The sequence below is a fragment of the Tolypothrix sp. PCC 7601 genome (genome assembly GCF_025677855.1).
Classification (GTDB): domain Bacteria; phylum Cyanobacteriota; class Cyanobacteriia; order Cyanobacteriales; family Nostocaceae; genus Aulosira; species Aulosira diplosiphon.
Genome location: NZ_CP064879.1, coordinates 354,592 through 373,209 on the forward strand (window position 1 = coordinate 354,592; position 18,618 = coordinate 373,209).

General features: G+C 42.8%; 11 protein-coding genes. 4 read left to right on the forward strand and 7 right to left on the reverse strand.

Annotated features, from left to right (window positions below):
• The first annotated feature begins 37 nt into the window (after positions 1-37).
• The 3 genes from HG267_RS01365 to HG267_RS01375 all read left to right on the forward strand — a co-directional run bounded on the left by HG267_RS01365 (position 38) and on the right by HG267_RS01375 (position 5,755).
• Positions 38-2,041, forward strand: a complete 2,004-nt coding sequence (locus HG267_RS01365) for a nitrate ABC transporter ATP-binding protein (protein WP_045869742.1) — start codon at positions 38-40, stop codon at positions 2,039-2,041.
• Positions 2,042-2,165: 124 nt separating this feature from the next.
• Positions 2,166-3,035, forward strand: a complete 870-nt coding sequence (locus HG267_RS01370) for a nitrate ABC transporter ATP-binding protein (RefSeq protein ID WP_045869743.1) — start codon at positions 2,166-2,168, stop codon at positions 3,033-3,035.
• Positions 3,036-3,430: 395 nt separating this feature from the next.
• Positions 3,431-5,755, forward strand: coding sequence for a CHAT domain-containing protein (locus HG267_RS01375; RefSeq protein ID WP_045869744.1), 2,325 nt, complete (start codon positions 3,431-3,433; stop codon positions 5,753-5,755).
• Between the two features lie 540 nt (positions 5,756-6,295).
• Here HG267_RS01375 and HG267_RS01380 read toward each other — a convergent pair.
• Positions 6,296-8,161 carry a tetratricopeptide repeat protein gene (locus HG267_RS01380; RefSeq protein WP_045869745.1) on the reverse strand — a complete coding sequence of 622 codons (1,866 nt, stop codon included), beginning with the start codon at positions 8,159-8,161 and terminating at the stop codon, positions 6,296-6,298.
• A 223-nt stretch (positions 8,162-8,384) separates the two neighbouring features.
• Here HG267_RS01380 and HG267_RS01385 point away from each other — a divergent pair, with 223 nt between their 5' ends.
• On the forward strand, positions 8,385-8,780 hold the full coding sequence (locus HG267_RS01385; RefSeq protein WP_045869746.1) for a hypothetical protein: 396 nt from the start codon (positions 8,385-8,387) through the stop codon (positions 8,778-8,780).
• Positions 8,781-8,970: 190 nt separating this feature from the next.
• Here the strand turns inward: HG267_RS01385 and HG267_RS01390 are convergent, their stop codons facing one another.
• From HG267_RS01390 to HG267_RS01415, 6 genes are all read right to left on the reverse strand, one after another.
• Entirely contained in the window at positions 8,971-10,245 is a 1,275-nt protein-coding gene (locus HG267_RS01390) for a ribulose bisphosphate carboxylase small subunit (protein WP_045869747.1), read from the reverse strand.
• Between the two features lie 261 nt (positions 10,246-10,506).
• Complete coding sequence (locus HG267_RS01395) at positions 10,507-11,970, reverse strand: glycoside hydrolase family 13 protein (RefSeq protein ID WP_045869748.1); 1,464 nt, start codon at positions 11,968-11,970, stop codon at positions 10,507-10,509.
• Between the two features lie 218 nt (positions 11,971-12,188).
• Positions 12,189-12,314, reverse strand: coding sequence for a hypothetical protein (locus HG267_RS01400; protein ID WP_263420017.1), 126 nt, complete (start codon positions 12,312-12,314; stop codon positions 12,189-12,191).
• Positions 12,315-13,416: 1,102 nt separating this feature from the next.
• On the reverse strand, positions 13,417-16,092 hold the full coding sequence (mutS, locus tag HG267_RS01405; RefSeq protein ID WP_045869749.1) for a DNA mismatch repair protein MutS: 2,676 nt from the start codon (positions 16,090-16,092) through the stop codon (positions 13,417-13,419).
• 87 nt (positions 16,093-16,179) lie between these two features.
• Entirely contained in the window at positions 16,180-16,821 is a 642-nt protein-coding gene (locus HG267_RS01410; protein ID WP_045869750.1) for a DUF4276 family protein, read from the reverse strand.
• Positions 16,815-18,002, reverse strand: coding sequence for an AAA family ATPase (locus tag HG267_RS01415; protein WP_045869751.1), 1,188 nt, complete (start codon positions 18,000-18,002; stop codon positions 16,815-16,817). Before HG267_RS01415 ends, HG267_RS01410 begins: the two co-directional genes overlap by 7 nt.
• Between the last annotated feature and the right edge of the window lie 616 nt (positions 18,003-18,618).

Here is an 18,618-nt window from a genome sequence, read left to right on the forward strand (position 1 = left end):
AAATGACCAAGGACAAATAACAAAGGACAAATAACAAATGAGCGTATTCGTTGCTGTTGATCAAATTGATAAGGTTTTTGAGTTAACTGGTGGTGGTCAGTATATTGCTCTTAAAGGAATTGACTTACAAATTAGAAAAGGTGAGTTTGTTTCTTTAATTGGTCACTCCGGTTGTGGTAAATCTACTCTGTTAAATATGATTGCAGGTTTAGATTTACCATCTGACGGTGTGGTGACTTTAGAAGGACAAAGAATTACCAGACCAGGCCCAGACCGGATGGTAGTATTCCAAAATTATTCCCTACTACCTTGGCGGACAGTGAGAGAAAATATCGCCTTGGCTGTAGATTCAGTGATGAAGGGAATGCCGGCGGCAGAACGCAAAGCCGTTGTCGAGAAGCATATAGATATGGTGGGTTTGCGTCCCCATGCTGATAAACAGCCGGGAATGTTATCAGGGGGACAAAAACAACGGGTAGCGATCGCGCGGGCTTTGGCAATTCGTCCTAAACTATTATTGCTAGATGAACCCTTCGGTGCGTTGGATGCATTAACTAGGGGGAACTTGCAAGAACAATTAATGCAAATCTGCGAAGAAAATCAAGTCACGGCGGTAATGGTTACCCATGACGTAGATGAAGCAGTATTGCTATCTGACAGAATTGTGATGTTGACCAATGGCCCCGAATCGAAAATTGGTGACATCTTAGAAGTAGATATCCCCAGACCCCGCAAGCGCATGGAAGTAGTAGAACATCCTAGCTACTACCGTCTGCGGAGTGAGATGATTTACTTCCTCAACCAGCAGAAACGCATTAAGAAAATTCGGGCGAGGAAAACTGCGAATATTTCCCGTCATGGCTTAGAAAAAGTCAACTTAGAAATTGGCTTCTTACCCCTCACCGCTTGCGCCCCTCTAGCGATTGCCAAAGAAAAAGGCTTTTTTGCCAAGCATGGTTTAGATGAAGTCAACTTAGTGCGGGAAACCAGCTGGCGCGGAATTGAAGATGGTATTGCTGGTGGTTATTTAGATGCTGCTCAAATGCCTTCGGGTATGCCAATGTGGTTAACATTGGGCGGACGTAAAAACCAACCGCTACCAGTGGTGAGTTCTCTGACCATGACTCGTAACGGTAACGCTATTACTTTAGCGAAGCGCTTTTACGACCAAGGTGTACAAAGCTTATCAGACTTCAAAAAATATCTGCTACGTACCCGCGAACAACGCCACACAATGGGCGTAGTGCATCCCGCATCCATGCACAACTTGCTGCTGCGTTACTGGCTAGCCGCTGGGGGAATTGACCCTGATATTGATGTGGATATGTTGACCATTCCCCCAGCGCAGATGGTCGCCGACTTACAAAATGCCAGTATTGACGGTTATTGTGTAGGCGAACCTTGGAACTACCGTGCTGCTGTGGAAGGTGTTGGCTTTACCGTCGCCACAGACTTAGAAGTATGGTTGGGACACCCCGGTAAAGTTCTGGGTGTGCGGGAAGATTGGGCGGAAGCTTATCCCAATACCCACATTGCTTTAACCAAAGCCTTACTAGAAGCTTGCGTTTACTGTGCAGATCCCCAAAATGCTGAGGAAATTAGAAGGATTACAGCCGGGCGTGACTATGTCAGCACCGATGTAGAGTATATTCAACTCGAAGATCCTGACAATTTAACTTGTGACTTAGATCATCCACTGCGGGATTACGCCCATCACCAATTTTATTCCGAGTCGGCAATCAACCGCCCCAGCCGTACCGAACAAATTTGGATCATGAGTCAACTAGCGCGGTGGGGTGATACACCTTTCCCGAGAAATTGGGTAGAAGTTGTAGAAAGAGTTTGTCGAGTCCGCGTCTTCAGCACCGCAGCCAGAGAATTAGGTTTGGATATTAGCTATACTCGCCAACCGATTCAGCTATTTGATGGGACTCCTTTTAACGCTGATGATCCCATATCCTACCTCAACACCTTGCAAATTAAGCGTGACTTCTCCATTGCTGAAGTCATCCTCGATTCACCAAGAAGAACAGCAGCGTAAAAAGCTAAAGGATAAAGTTTTCGCCTTTATCCTTTGAAAACTGAATTTCCCTTGATCTTCACCCTAGCCTGAGACAAGTTGCTACGCGTCTACACCCTTCACACTTCACCCTTTCTCCATCCCTATGCAAAACCGCAATTTAAGACTAGCTGAAAACCCCAGAGATGCACAAAGAACAGGATACGCAGGTGGAATTAGCACCCGTCAGCCTTTCCTAGAAATTAGAGACGTTTCTAAAGTTTACCCCACCAAAAAAGGCCCCTTCACCGTACTTGATGGCGTTAACCTCAACGTCGAACAAGGTGAGTTTATTTGTGTAATTGGTCACTCTGGCTGTGGCAAATCCACTCTATTAAATATGGTGTCGGGGTTTAACTTTCCCACCTCCGGCGAAGTACTGCTAGAAGGAAAACCCATCACCAAACCAGGCCCAGACAGGATGGTGGTTTTCCAAAACTATGCTTTGCTTCCCTGGCGCACAGCATTTGAAAATATTTATCTCGCTGTCAACGCAGTTTACCCCGAAAAGCCAGAACAGGAAAAACGAGCGATCGTCCGGGAACATTTGGCAATGGTGGGACTGGCTGATGCAATGGAAAAGAAACCAATGCAAATGTCCGGTGGTATGAGACAGAGAGTTTCCATCGCCCGTGCATTGGCAATTCGTCCCAAAGTGCTGATTTTAGACGAACCTTTTGGGGCGTTAGATGCGATTACCAAAGAAGAATTACAAGAAGAATTACTGAAGATTTGGGGTGATAATCGCTGCACAGTGCTGATGATTACCCATGATATTGATGAAGCACTGTTTTTAGCAGACAAATTGGTAATGATGACCAATGGCCCCCATGCAAAGATTGGGGAAGTCTTAGAAATTCCTTTTTCTCGCCCACGCGATCGCGCCCGCATCATGGAAGATCCACAATATTATAAGCTGCGGAACTATGCCCTAGACTTCCTCTTTAACAGATTTGCCCACGATGACGTAGGGTAAAACGTCCCCTAACACAACAAAGGTTAGCACGAGTCAAAAGTAAAAGGTTTAGTCTACCACCTGCCTTTTATTTTTGGCTTTTTTTCATGAACATGTAGGGGCACGGCACCGATCAGATATTGTATCAGCGAAAATCTATGAATGCCGTGCCCTGACCGATTTGTTGGTGTGTTTGCGGTTCAGGCGATCGCTCCCCAGCATCTGTGAGGGCACGGCACCAATAATATATTTGTATACCCGAAAGTTTGTGGATGCCGTGCCCCTACCAACCAACGATGTGGGTAATGTAACATTATTTTGCTGCCGTTGATGCCAAAAACAAATTTCATCAAAACTGCATAGGCTTCGCCATCACAGAGATATATGTTACTGACAGGATTACCTCAGTAACACCGATGAAGATATACAAAATCGCACTTCTGACTTTCATCACTCTACTCACCACCATTGGACAAGCGCCCATCAACCACAGCGCCATTGTGGGAATAAACCAAGCGTCAGCGCAAACCCCACAGGCGCGGAAAGCTGAAGCATACAAACTGTTTAAAGAAGGGAGTCAGCAGTATGATGCTAGTCAATTAGAAGCGGCATTACAATCGTGGCAACAAGCACTAATTATTTTCCGAGAAATCAACAACCGTCAAGGTGAGGGTGCAGTGCTGGGTAATCTCGGTCTTGTTTACTATGATTTAGGAGACTATCAAAAAGCGATTGAGTATCATCAGCAGAGTTTAGCGATCGCAGTTGAAGTTAAAGACCGTCAAGGTGAGGGACAATCATTAGGTAATCTCGGTATTGCTTACGATGCTTTAGGAGACTACAAACAAGCGATCGCTTACCTCCAGCAAACTTTAGCGATCGCAGTGGAAATTAAAGATAGATTCATTGAGAGTAATGTACTCTCGAATCTTGGTCTTGCTTACGCTAAGTTGGGTGAATACCCAAAAGCTATTGATTACCATTCCTCAAGTTTAGTCATTGCTAGGGAAATCAAAGACCGTTTTGGAGAAGGTAGATCCCTGAGTAATCTCGGTGCTGCTTATTATTCTTTGGGAGACTATCCAAAAGCGATTGATTACCAACAACAGAGTTTAGCGATCGCCCAACAAATCAACGACCGAGTAGGTCAGGTAAAATCCTTAAGTAATCTGGGTAATGCTTACCTAGCCTTAGGAGAATACCCCAAAGTTATTGAGTACCAACAACAGAGTTTAGCGATCGCCCAACAAATTAAAGACAGTAGTGGTGAGAGTAACTCTTTAAACAATCTAGGGCTAGCTTACTACAAACAAGGTAATCTCAGCGCCGCAGAGAAAACATTATATGAAGCAATTAAGGTTAAAGAATCTCTGCGAAATCAAAAATTATCTGATACCAATAAAGTATATCTTTTTGATACCCAACGTAGCACCTACAGAATTTTACAAAAAGTTCTCATTGCTCAAAATAAAACTGATGCTGCTTTAGAAATTTCCGAACGTGGTCGGGCTAGGGCGTTTGTTGAGTTGTTAGCATCTCGCCTATCTACTAATAATAAACAAGCAGATAAATCATCTTCATCACCAACAATTGCGGAAATTAAACAAATTGCTAAACAGCAAAATGCCACCCTTGTGGAATATTCTATTATTTATGATGATTTCAAAGTAGCAGGTAAACAACAATCGCAAGAATATAAGCTCTATATTTGGGTTGTTAAACCAACCGGTGAAGTCACATTCCGCAAAGTTGACCTGAAATACTTATGGCAAAAAGATAAGACAAATTTAAATGAACTAGTTACCCAAATTCGCACAGGAGTTGGTGCTTTTAGAGGTAGAAATGCTGGCGGTATTTTAGCAGTACAAAATTCTCAGTCTGCTAAAAGTAAAAAACCCTTAAAAAAACTGTATGACATCTTAATTAAAGATATCGCTGATTTATTACCAAAAAACCCTAGTGAACGAGTTATTTTCATCCCTCAAAGTTCTTTATTCCTTGTTCCTTTCCCAGCTTTGCGCGATGAACAAGGTAAGTATTTACTGGAAAACCATACCATCCTCACCGCCCCAGCAATTCAAGTATTAGATTTCACTCAAAAATTAGGACAGGGAAGAACAATCAACTATAATAATGCTCTGATTGCAGGTAATCCAACTATGCCTGTAGTCTCTACAGAACCAGATCAACCAGCAACACAGTTAATTCCACTACCAGGGGCGGAACAAGAAGCCAAGACAATTGCTGATATGTTAAAAACTCAAGCAATTATCGGGAAAGATGCGACTAAAGCTAATATTCTGCAAAAGTTATCAACAGCAGATGTGATTCATTTAGCTACTCACGGTTGGGCGGATGATAACCGGGGTTTGGGTAGTTGGATTGCGCTTGCACCATCGGGTAAAGATAATGGTTTACTCAAAGCTGAAGAAATATTAGATTTAAAATTAAAAGCTCAATTAGTTGTTCTCAGTGCTTGTGAAACGGGGAAAGGTAAACTTTCTGGTGATGGGGTAATTGGGTTATCGCGATCGTTAATTTCTGCGGGTGTTCCCAGTGTGTTAGTTTCTCTGTGGCAAGTACCTGATGAACCGACACAATATTTAATGGTGGAGTTTTATCAGAGTTTGCAAACTCAACCAGATAAGGCGCTGGCTTTGCGTCAAGCGATGTTGAAAACAAAGGAGAAATTTCCTTCGCCTGTTAATTGGGCGGCGTTTACTTTGATTGGAGAAAGATAATATTAATTCAAATAATGTCTGCGAAATATCAATATATTCTAGAGGGCAAGGCATTGCCCAGTTGTGTCAACTTAAGCTAAAAGCTATATAGGGCGGGCGTTGTACATAATACCTCGCGCCCTCATCCCCTAACCCCTTCTCCCCGAGGAGAAGGGGAACTAAATCTCTTGCTCCCCTCTCCCGGTGGGAGCCTACGGTGTACACAGAAGTCTTGAAATCCTACCTGGAAGGGAGTTTTAAACTCAGATAAAAATCGCTCAAAACCTGTCATTGCGAGCGAAGCGTTCGCGTAGCGTCTCGAAGAGAAGCAATAAGAGCACCAAGCGATTGCTTCGTCGTTCCTCCTCGCAATGACAATTTAAGGGGGTTGAAATCCCTGAAACGTATGCGGAGAGTACTTGTGTGTACACCGTAGCCCGGTGGGAGAGGGGCTGGGGGTGAGGGCAAAAACCTTGCTACAAGGCGGGTTTCGCGTTAAGTTGACACCAACGGGCATTGCCTTGCCCCTACAATCTGTCGCTTTCTTTTTTGAAATTGGTATTACCTATCGTCCTGATAAACTGTTAACAAATGGGGAATATGATCGTAGCCATCTACGCCGATAATGGCGATAATTTTGGGACGGTGTTGTTGTAAGAAATTTTGGAAAGCTTCTGTTCCTAGTTGTCCCTGTAAAATTGTTAGTAATCCGGCTGGTTGCCGCCATTCACGAGAAGCAATTTGCTCTAGCAAATACATTCCTAAACCACCAGTGTAAATTGCTTTTTCGTAATTTTGCAGTTGATAATAAGCTTCAGCTAAATAAGCTAAATTACGTCCTTGCAGATATAAGTCACCAGATGTCTGCGCTGTTTTAAAACCTTCTTCCAAATATTTAATCGCATCCTGTTGCTGCCCAATCACAAGATAGGCGATTCCTAAACTACTGAAACACAAAGCTTTACTTTGAATATCACCTAATTGTTCTGATAACTTTAAGCCTTGTTGCAAATAGTTAATTGCCATTTCGTAGGTTTCTGGCTCTACTTGCTCTAATTCTTGGGCGTGCATCACTTCGCTGTAGCCTAAATTAATTAGGGCGTTGGCTTCGCCTGTACGTAGGCTTTGCCCGCCGTAGGCATCGCCTGCTTGACGGCTGAGAATTAATGCCCGTTGGCTGTTGTTAATCGCCTCAACATAATCTTGTTCTTGGACATAGGTACGGCTGAGGTGGTTGAGATTGGCAATTTCACAGGCGCGATCGCCTGCATTTCTGGCTATTTCTAATGCTTGTTGATGAAAGTCAATTGCCCGTCTGTATTGTCCTAAAGCTCGTTGGGAATAACCTAAAAGTGTCAAAATCCGCGCCTTTTCTTGGGTCTTCTCTACCTGTCGCAGTGGTTCATCGAGATAATCTAAGGCACCGCGTAAATAATTCCCAGAAAAGGAAGCGAAAATCCCCCCGTAAAGCGGAAAATAAGGACGCAGGGCAAAGTTACGCAGAATTTGCAGCATGATTTGAGATGCAGCATTGCTGTAGACAGTAGCTACATTTTGGAAACCACTGGCTAACTGACTCCACAGCACCGCAAAGGTCAAGTAGGTGGAAATTGATAACTTTGACCCAGCTTGGATATTGTAAGGTTGTTGGTCAAACCAGTTAACTAAACCCCGTTGCAAATATTGCAGAATAAATGCCATCTCTACCCAGTCACCCAGGGTAATACTGCGCTGTTGTGCGGCAAATTCAATGGCAGATTGCTCTAATGCTAAGGTACGCAGTAATGCTTGGGGTAATGGGCTAGTAACCTGCTTTGCCCAAGTTGCCCAAGGGCCGCTTTCTCCGGCTACGCCACCAAACCCTAGTGATTGATTTTGCTCGTACATCCAACTAACTAAGTGTTCTTGCAAGCGTTGCCAAGCAGCCAAACCCCGATTCATTCCTTGGGATATTTGCTGTAAATCGGAATCTGCTTGAGCAAATTGCTGTAAAGATTTTGACAATTGCTGTAGCTGTTGGGAATTTAGGGGATATTTTTGATTGGGGTCAGTAAACCTCAGAAATGTTGCTAGACGTTCCTCAGCCTCAGCTGTAGTAATTTCTCGCACCGCAGAGACGATCGCTTCTGTAGCTTTGTTGTGTTCTTGCCATCTCAGCCATTGACTGTGAATGGTTTTCATGGCTCTTAAAGACCGAGTAGCCTTAGCTTTCTTCAGTTCATCCTTTTCGCCATCTACCTGGCTTTGAATCGCACCCAAGCGATCGCTCAACACTAACTCAAACACTTCCCCCGTACCAGGATTCACCCCTTTGAGCAGCATTTGATACACCTGCTCCACAGAGCTAATCTTGCCCTTGAGGGTAGTGTCCACAATTTCATCAATTAAAGCCAGGTAGCGATCGCGTAAAGGTAGAGAGTCTGACACTTTAGCTACGAGTAATGTACGTCAACTCCATTTTACATGGGGCATTGAGTATTGGGCATTGGTCATTGGTCATGGGTAATGAGAATTTTCCTATAAATGCCAGATAGTAAAATTACTTAGGTATTTGTTATAAAAATTAACATTATTTGCGTATATTGCTGAACCGAAATTTACCTTCACTAAGGCAAGCTAGCCGTAGACTACCATACCATCGGTGACATCTATGCCTCGCGAAAGACAAAAATCACGTATTTTAGAAAAGGCTCAATTAAGAACCTACGGACTCAATGCGATTGATCCAAACATTGATTTTGGAGAGAATCGCAACTTGGAAGGCATGAAAGAGCTAATAGAGAAATTACGCAATAAAATGCTGGCTTATAATACTGCTTTAGTCACACTAAATGCTTATAAAAGCGAGATTCAAGATTTAGAAAAAATCTTGGGCGACCTCTGCGAGAGAATGTTACTGGGAGTCGCCTTTAGATACGGTAAAGACAGCCACGAATATGAATTAGCAGGTGGTGTGCGTACAAGTAAACGCGTCCGTAAAAGCACGATTACCCGTTCTAAGGCGGTTAAAGAAGAAACACCAAGTGGGAAAACGAAGAAGGCGTAGGAGTGGGGAATGGGGAATGGGTAATGGGTAATGGGTAATGGGTAATGGGTAATGGGGAAGTTAGAACTTGTGCTTTCTCCCTCATCTCCCTCATCTCCCTCATCTCCCTCATCTCCCTCATCTCCCTCATCTCCCTCATCTCCCTCATCCCCCTCATCCCCCTCATCCCCCTCATCCCCGCTTCCAGTCCTTAATTCCTTCCGTTCGGACGTTGAATAATCGTTTCCATGACTCGGCGCTTGGCTTTGGGATCTATGGCTACTAAACGTAGGTACTCGCCTTCATATTCAGTTAGACATGATTCTAAAGCTGAGATGGCATCTGAGTGAGCATCAATGTGGGTATTGAGACAACTTTGCCATGAACCTGTGCGGAAGCGTCTTTCATCGACATGTTCAATGTTAATTGTGTAACCCTGCGCTAAGATTTGCCGGATTTGTTCTTGTGTTTCTAGGGTTAAATGGGGACTTAATGTTTCTGGTTTTTGTAAGTTGTGATTAGTTGCGCCTTTATTTACACCATTGCTTGATGGCTGATTTGTTGGTGTCCCCGCAGCAGGTGGTGCAGCTTGATAACTTTTGCCGCGATTGAGGCGATTATATTCGTCAACTAACTGGGAATTTTCGACTCGTTTTTGTTCGCCAACCATCAATTTACCAGATTCAAGTAAATGAGATAGCCTAAAATCTGGTTTTTTAAATTCTGGTGGCCCTTCAATGCTATTGACTATCCGCAGGGAAACACGCTCAAATCCTATTTGATGGATGAAGTTGCGAATTTGTTCGTCATAAATGCGCGATCGCAATGCGCTAAAAAAGTCTATCGATTGATTGGGGAAGGTATCAACTAGCTGTTCAATTTCTCGTTGGGAAAGTCCATCTGGTTCAAATATCCCGGCAACTATTCCTACCTTATCGTCGCGATCGGGTTCCCAGTAAAATTTCTCCATGCGACCATCCCGAATTAATGGTGCATAAAGGGTAGAAAAATCGTTGCCTGTCACGATAATCGGTACTCGACGTAAAGGTGTGGAATCGTAACTGCCAGGTAATTGCACATCTGTAGGATTATCGGCAATATTCATCAGTGTGGCGTTCACCAACTGAGTATTGACTGTATATTGCGTTCCTTCATCAAATCTACCTGCACCCGCATCTAAATCATTAATCATCAGCACGCACATTTTACCGCGCACTTTGATTAATTCTGCGGTTTCTCGATAGCGCAGACGTATTAAACGTGCTGGATCTCCCGCGTCTGGACTTTCTAATTCACCACCAGATATGTGAGTTACTTCTACACCCATTTTCTCGAAGACTAACTCACATTGAAAAGATTTTCCCTCTCCCTTACGTCCGTGAATCCCTAAAATTAAGGGAACTCGCACGCCAGGGAGATCTAGAAAGTTTTTGGTAATATGGACAGCTAATTTGTCCAAAAACCGAGGAGCAATATAGTAACTCATGCAATTAATTTTGGTTAGTGCTTCTTAGGATCATGGTAGTTTTTTTTAGCTACTGATGTTTATGTATCTTTGGGTAGAGAAGGGGTTGGGGATTGGGGACTGGGGAACTCGGGGCCCCCTCTGGGGATAAGGGGTAATGGGGACTGGGGACTGAGGATTGGGAAGAAGGGTGGGTATGGGCAATAACTTAAAAAATAAGGGCTTGAGCGATAAAATTGCCCACCCTAAGAATAAGTGTGATGAAAATTATTTTATGCGTTATTAACTGACGCTGAGGATGCAACCGGCACGTGGGGGAAGAGATAGGGAAAGCTGCTGTGTTTCTCCTGGATTATCCCAGGTAACTTCAGCATTGCCATATACCAGCTTGTTGGGTTGAGTACGCAAATTATTAATGTCAATATTTGCGTTTGTTGATGCTGTACCTGTGTTAACGGCAATAATTAATTCTTCTGTGCCTAAGGTTCTGGCAAATACATACAGTGCGCCTTGGGCATAAATTACTTGGTAATCGCCTGTCCGTAAAGCTGGGTAGGTGTGGCGCAGGGCAATTAATTGGCGGTGAGTCTGGAGGATTTCACGATTCCAGCTAGCTTCTAAAGGAAAGCCACGGCGAGAATCAGGATCTATGGCACCTGGTAAACCAACTTCATCACCATAGTAAATACTAGGCGCACCAGGAAATGTCAGCAAGAGGAGGGTTGCTAATTCTACACTGGCTACATCACCACCAGAAATTGTCAGTAATCGGGCGGTATCGTGACTCGCTAGCAAGTTTAATTGCGTCAGCTGAATTTCCCAAGGGTACAGTTGCAATACTTCTTGAATTTGGGCAGCATACTCAGCTGCAAATAAAGGTGGATAGGGTTTATAGTCACGGCTTTGCACTTGATCTAAGACTACGCGATCACCTGCAGCAAAGGCGATGGTTGGCCCAGCAAACAGATAATTCATTACGCCGTCAAATTGGGTACCATCTAGCCACTCGCGGGAATCTCCCCAGACTTCACCCACAATATAAGCTTCGGGATTAATTGCTTTGACGCGATCGCGAAATTCTTGCCAAAATCCAGGTGTTTTAATTTCAAATGGCACATCTAACCGCCAACCGTCAATGCCGAATTTAATCCAATATTCGGCAATTTCCATAATATATTCTTTGACTTCGGGGTTGTCGTGGTTAAATACTGGTAAAGCCCGATTTCCCGCCCAGCCTTCATAGTTGGCAGGAAAGTCTCCGTTGTAAGCTGAAAGAGGCCAGCCTTCAACTTTAAACCAATTTACCCAAGGAGAATGAGGGCCATTTTCTAAAACATCGTGAAAAAAGAAAAAGCCGCGACTGGAGTGGTTAAATACTCCATCTAACACAACTTTGATATGGCGCTGATGGGCTGCGTCTAGTAATCCCTTAAAAGCTTCATTACCCCCTAACAGCGGATCAACCTGATAATAATCGTGGGTATGGTAGCGGTGATTACTCGCAGATTGAAAGATGGGTGTAAAGTAGATGGCGTTAATTCCTAGATCCTGGATGTAATCTAGACCTTCCAGAATGCCCCATAAATCGCCCCCTTTGTAACCTTGCAGCGTTGGCATGGCTTCCCAATCTTCCCACCGGGCCTCATGCAATAAACGTTTGCGAGGCTGTTTACTTCTAGCAAAGCGATCAGGAAAAATTTGGTAGAAAACCGCGTGCTTTACCCAGTCTGGTGTTTGAATTTGCATGAAGTCCTCTCGATACTATTAGGTGCGATCGTTGCAAATAATAGCTTCTTTGCGGGTCTTACTTGTGGTAGAAATTCAAATATTAATTGTTGACGGTTGACGGTTGACTGCCAATACAGTTCGGTTAAGGGGGAAAGGGAAAAGGGGTAAGTATTGAATTTACCCTTACCCCTTTTCCCATTGCCCTTTTCCCAAATCACGAGGGAGATACAAAATACTTATCCGAACCGTATTGGGCCGCGATCGCTCGTCGCACTGGTAATCGGATCTGGACGCTTACCCGCGATAACCAACATCTTCAACATTCTCATACCTTGAAACGTTTTATTAGTCGTGTTCGCCAACGTGTAGAAGGCGTTTTTCATGAAATTCAAAATACTGGGCGTAATCCCGAACGCCTACTCAACAAAACTGTTGATGGTTTTTGCGTACATATCCCTGTTCTGTCACTCTCCGAAAACTTTTGCCATTTCTGAATTCTAGAGCTTTTGTATAACAAGCGTTTGCGCGATTATTTTCTAATAACAAATACAAGACCAACTTTTTTCTAATAGTATAGCTTGTATTGATTGCCTCATCGGGCTTCTAGCGATCGCCCTCCCGGAGAGTGACAAAAGCGGGATATTGCTGCCAAGATTGCATCTCACACACTACGTTTGTTGCTTCGTCTACGTTTTGGGATTAATGTTCTCACTTTCCAATCTCAACTTCTTTAATTCACATTAGGCGTAATTTATAAAAATCAGCGCATAACACAACGCCAGTTTGTTCAAGTTGGGGTACCCACCTACACGACTGGCTCCCCTACAGTTATTTTATTTTTACTGGATCAATATCCTCTTATTTTGCAATTTTCTTATTAAAATTAAAAATATCCTACAAACAAATCTAGATTTTATAACTCACCATTCGCGTAATCCAAATCGGAAATAATTAATTCCCAAAAAACCATGAAATTCCTACTATATATAGCTTTGGTTTTGGTAATCAGAATAGAAAGCTTACACTTACCCGATTTCCCTCAAAGATTTCAGTAGGAATCTGAATGTATCGGTGCGATCGCACCGTCATCGCACTGTGAACTAACCACGCCTCTAAAGGGTATATGGATAAAAGTTTGATGCGATTAATCCTTTTGTTGTAAGCCTTTTAACCATTTTGATGAATTCTTTATTTTCAGAATCGATTACGCGAACGATGAGTTATAATCATCCAATTTCCGCAATTTATGGAAATAACATATGAATTATGCCATCCGTCAAGGTGTAGAGGAATCATGGAATGGTGGCAACAAATAAATCACTCGGAGGGCACAGCACTGCTGTGCCCCTACCTATTTGTCACATTCTTTTTTTAAGTTGGTATAAATTGGTATGACAATTAAGAGCATTCCAATTACCAATTACCTAACCCCCATGCCCTATGCCCCATGCCCAATGCCCCTTTCTAATCAAGATTTTGTAAGCCCATCGCAATTTTACTGTGCTTTTCGATTTGCCCCATGACTTGTTTTGCTCGTTTAATAACCACAGCTGGTAAACCCGCTAACCTACCCGCTTCAATACCGTAAGATTTATCAGCGCCCCCTGGTTGAACTTGGTGTAAAAAGATAATTTGGTCGGGTAATTCTTTGACTGTCACCTGATAATTAGCCACATTTGCTAACATTCCTGCCAGTTCGTTTAACTCGTGGTAATGGGTAGCAAAAATTGTTCTGGCTTTGATATCTGTTGCTAAATACTCAGCTACCGCCCAAGCGATAGATAGCCCATCAAAGGTTGCAGTTCCGCGACCAATTTCATCTAAAAGTACGAGCGATCGCAATGTGGCATGATTGAGAATATTGGCGGTTTCGTTCATCTCTACCATAAAGGTAGATTGACCTGTAGCTAAATCATCGACTGCACCCACACGGGTAAAAATGCGATCGCAAACTCCCAACTTGGCAAATCTCGCCGGCACAAAACTCCCAGTTTGCGCCATTAACTGAATTAACCCTACCTGACGCAAATAACAACTCTTACCGCTAGCATTGGGCCCAGTTAGGATAATTAAGTCAGGAGATGAGGGAGATGAGGGAGATGAGGGAGATGAGGGAGATGAGGGAGATGAGGGAGATGAGGGAGATGAGGGAGATGAGGGAGATGAGGGAGATGAGGGAGATGAGGAGGATAATTTAGCGCTTTCATCTCCTAACTGTGTGGAGTTGGGGACAAAGAAACCCGAAGGTATAGACTGTTCCACTACTGGATGTCGCCCATCGACAATTTGAATTTCTCGCCCAGGTACCATTTGCGGGCGACAATAGCCTTGATTTACGGCTAACTCGGCTAAACCACACAACACATCTACCGCCGCCACAGCGCGCGACAGATTGCGAATGACTTCCGCCTGTTCTCCCACTTCTTCCCGCAAGGCGACAAAAATCTCATATTCCAACTGATTTAAATCATCACGGGCGGAAAGAATTCGGGCTTCCCGTTCTTTTAATTCGGGAGTGATGTAACGTTCCTCATTCGTCAGCGTCTGCTTGCGGATGTAATTACTAGGAACTTGGTCAGATTTAGCACGAGAAATACTGATGTAGTAACCAAAGGTTTTATTAAATCCTACTTTTAAAGTGGGGATGCCCGTTCTCGCCCTTTCATCAACTTCTAAATTAGCAATCCACTGCTGATCCGCTTCTACAGTAGCTTTACTCTCATCCAATAAATTATTTACACCAGAGCGAATTAAACCACCTTCTTTAATATGTATGGGTGGTGACTCGACAATATGGGCGTGTAATTTTTGTGCCAACTCTTCTAATTTTGCGGGCACTTTCTGCAAAGCCCTTAAAAAGGGAGAATAAGCTTCACTAACTAACTCTGATAATTCTGGTAGGCGAGAGAGGGAATCTGCCAAAGCGACTAAATCTTTAGCATTTGCAGTCCCCGAACCAGCCCTACCTGTTAACCGTTCCAAGTCATAAATTTGCCGGAGTAACTGCCGCAAATCTTGACGTAACGCTGTATTTTCGACTAATTCTTGAATGGTATCTTGCCTGGCTTGAATGCCTTTAATATCGATAAGTGGTTGCAGTAACCACCGCCGCAAAGCCCGCCCGCCCATAGCGGTATTCGTTCTATCTAACGCCCACAGCAAGGAACCGTGAAAAGTCCCATCGCGAACGGTTTGGGTAATTTCTAAGTTACGCCGGGTTTGATGGTCAACAATGAGATAATCAGTGACGGTATAGGTGCGTAATAACTGCAGCGGAACGGAGTTTTCTTTTTGCGTATCTGCCAAATATTCTAAAAGACCGCCAGCCGCCCGCACAGCTAAGGGCAAATGTTCACAACCCAGACCTTCGAGCGATCGCACTTTGAATTTCTGCAATAATCTACTTCTAGCTTCTCCAGCAGAAAATGGTACTTGCGATCGCAAACTATAACAAAAAGCTGGCGGTAAACATTGGGGGAGATGAGGCGAAGTTTCTCCCGGACGTAATATGCTACCTAAATCGGGAGCATTCGTAGGAAACAGCACCTCGGAAGGCTGTAAACGCATTAACTCTTGGGTGAGGTGTTCTAAATCACTTCCTTGTGTTGTGAGAAATTCCCCTGTTGATATATCTGCATAGGCTAAACCCCAATGATTAGCCGCAATTACCACAGCAGACAGGTAATTATTACGACTTGCTTTCAGCATTCCTTCTTCCAGCAACGTCCCAGGGGTAAGGATGCGTGTTACCTCACGCCGTACCAAACCCACAGCTTCGGAAGCATCTTCTACTTGGTCACAAATCACCACAGCATAGCCTTTCTCTACCAATTGGGTAGTGTAGCGTTCCCAAGCGTGGTGAGGTACACCAGTCATCGCCACCCGTCCAACTTCACCACCGTGCTTGCTAGTCAGAACTAGTTCTAGTTCGCGAGATACAGTCACAGCATCTTGGAAAAAAGTTTCAAAGAAATCCCCTACGCGATATAGCAGCAGCGCATGAAGATACTTATCCTTCATTTCTACATAATGTTGATACATCTTGCTCAACTTGCTGCGGTCTACCAGTCGCGTGTCCGAGTGAGGCGCAGTTGGATGATTGGATTCCGTTGGCTGAAATTCAGAATCAAAAGCTGTCATAAATACTAGGAGTTACGCACGGGAAAGCCACAACATCCGATGATAACGTGATTGATACTTGAATTGCGATCGCTCTAGATTTTTTTATTACTCGCTTGGGTCGTTGGCTGATACACCCATTTTTGCAGATAGTATGGTAAAAAGGCGATCACAGTAAGGCGAAGCATTGCGAATCTTAGTTAAATCCAACAATGCTAACAGCTTGGATGCATGATTTATTTTGTGATACTCACCTTTGGTAGTGCTGCGAGTCGCAGACTTTAGAATTGGTTCCAAGCTTTCTTTATCAATCGTCTCCACGTTAGAATTTTTGGGAATGGCATTTTCTTTAAATCCTTGTCCATAAAATTTTTTGAGAGTTTCAATATCTGCTACCAACCAAGCTTCCATTGCTTGCACCATTAAATGGCAATGGCTATCATCAACTCCTGCTGGTTTATCCCAATTATCCCTAAACTTTAAATGTGCCCAAGGAGAATCTATTTTCACAGGTGCTTCCGCATCAACCAGCAACACATTAAAAGCATCTGGATGAGATTTTATAGCATTTTTGAAGTTGCGAAAAGCATTATTACGAGAACCACAGATAATAATATCCCATTTAATGCGTTGGCTTTTTGCCAATTCAACAAGTGGTTTGAATAACTGACTAAATCCTTGTCTAATTAAAGCTTTTGTATTTTTACCATAACCACCACCTTCAATATAAATCCGAATTTCTTTTACCATCGATTACCACCAATTTCACCCATCCGCCAAAGGTCACCAAGAGTATAATTTTCTAACCAGTTTTTTAGTTGATCAGGTTCAAGACGGCGGAGGTGAGAGCCTTTTTCATCTCGTTCACACACTAACACTGATTCTGGATATTCACTTAAAGCAGAAACCAAAGCATCAGAATGAGTTGTCACAATCAATTGTGTTCTCTGAGAGGCTTCAATTAACATTTCTGCGATAGTAGGTAAAATATCTGGATGCAACCCTATTTCTGGTTCTTCAAGACAAATAAGTGGTGGTGGTGTTGGGTCAAGCAGTAAAGCTATGAGAAATAAATAACGTAGTGTTCCATCAGATAAACGAGTTGCAGGAATAGGCTGAACTAGACCTTCTTCACGAATAAATATCTGTACTGTACCGCCATATATTCTGACATTTAGTTCTTCAACTGCATCATAAAACTTTTTCAGCTTCTCGATAATTTTTCTACTACCTATTTGGTTTTGTAAGTTGTTTAAAACCAAACCTAAATTGCTACCATCCTCTAGTAGAGGATATTCTGGCAAGTCAGTCTGTTGAGGTTTTCGTGGTTCACAATGACGACCTATAGGTAAATCTCTATATATACATATTTGAGAAAATTGATTCCGAATATAGGTTATTTCTGGATATTTACGTGCTTCTTGAACTTGAGCTAAAATTGACTGCTCCAATTCCAGTAATTCTGAATCCCAAAATTCATTATAGAGCTTTTCTACTCCATTTATATCTTTTTCTTTAACCGTAAAACTTGGGTTTCCATCTATATCAGAGCGGTCAAAATATGTATAATTTTTATCTTTTATCTCCTCATCTAGTAACTCAATTTTCTGCTGATATTTGGTGAAATTTATGCTATAAAATAAAGTCTTTAATTCTTTAGGATAATCAACAGATATTGTAAATTTGGCTATGGGAATATCTTTGTTCCCTTTCCATAGAAACTCGCTAATACCTCCACCTTGTCGAAAGGCTGCTGGTAAATCTTTAGGAGTTGCCCGTAAAATCCCAATAGCTTCAATCAAATTTGACTTACCTGAAGTATTAGAACCAATTAATACATTTAGTGGTTGCAGTTCTATCTCTTCACCTTCACTTCCATAAGACAGGAAATTTTCTAGCCTGAGTGTGTGGATAAATCTTTTGCCTTCCATTCAATTCTCCTATCTGGCTAATCATATTAGCTTGCTATAGTCTAGCAGTCGCTTATTAGAATAAGACTCACTATCCTTATGAGGTATTTTTGGCAAGTGTCAGAGTCAGAAGTGGTCATAAATGCCAGGAGTTACACACCCAAAAGCTACAACATCCGATGATAAAGTAATTGACAGTTGAATTGCGATCGCTCCAGGTTTTTTATGCTTCTGTGATGATGCGTAGGAAGTGCTGAGTCCTGAGTCAAAAGTTAAAAGTTATTTGCTTTGTCCCCTTTTCCCCTCTGCTTCCTCATCTCCCCTAGCTTGAAAGTTTTGAGTAAAAATCCCCGCCTCGACTTTCATGCATAGCGGTGAAATTTTTTCATTGGGACTGCCTAAACACGGTATAGAATATTTTTTACTTGAAAGACCCCCTGGTTCAGCTTGATTTTAGCTTGACCTACAATTTTCTGCTATGCTATAGCAGTCATAGGGTCTTTCCAAAAATCAATTATCAGTGTTTTGGGGTAAGCATTTTGCGCCCTATAAGATGCCCATTACGTAAAAAGTTTAGAATATTGTTTTATTTGTTAACTCCCCTAAATCATTGATAAATTTTTATTTCTTAGTCTCT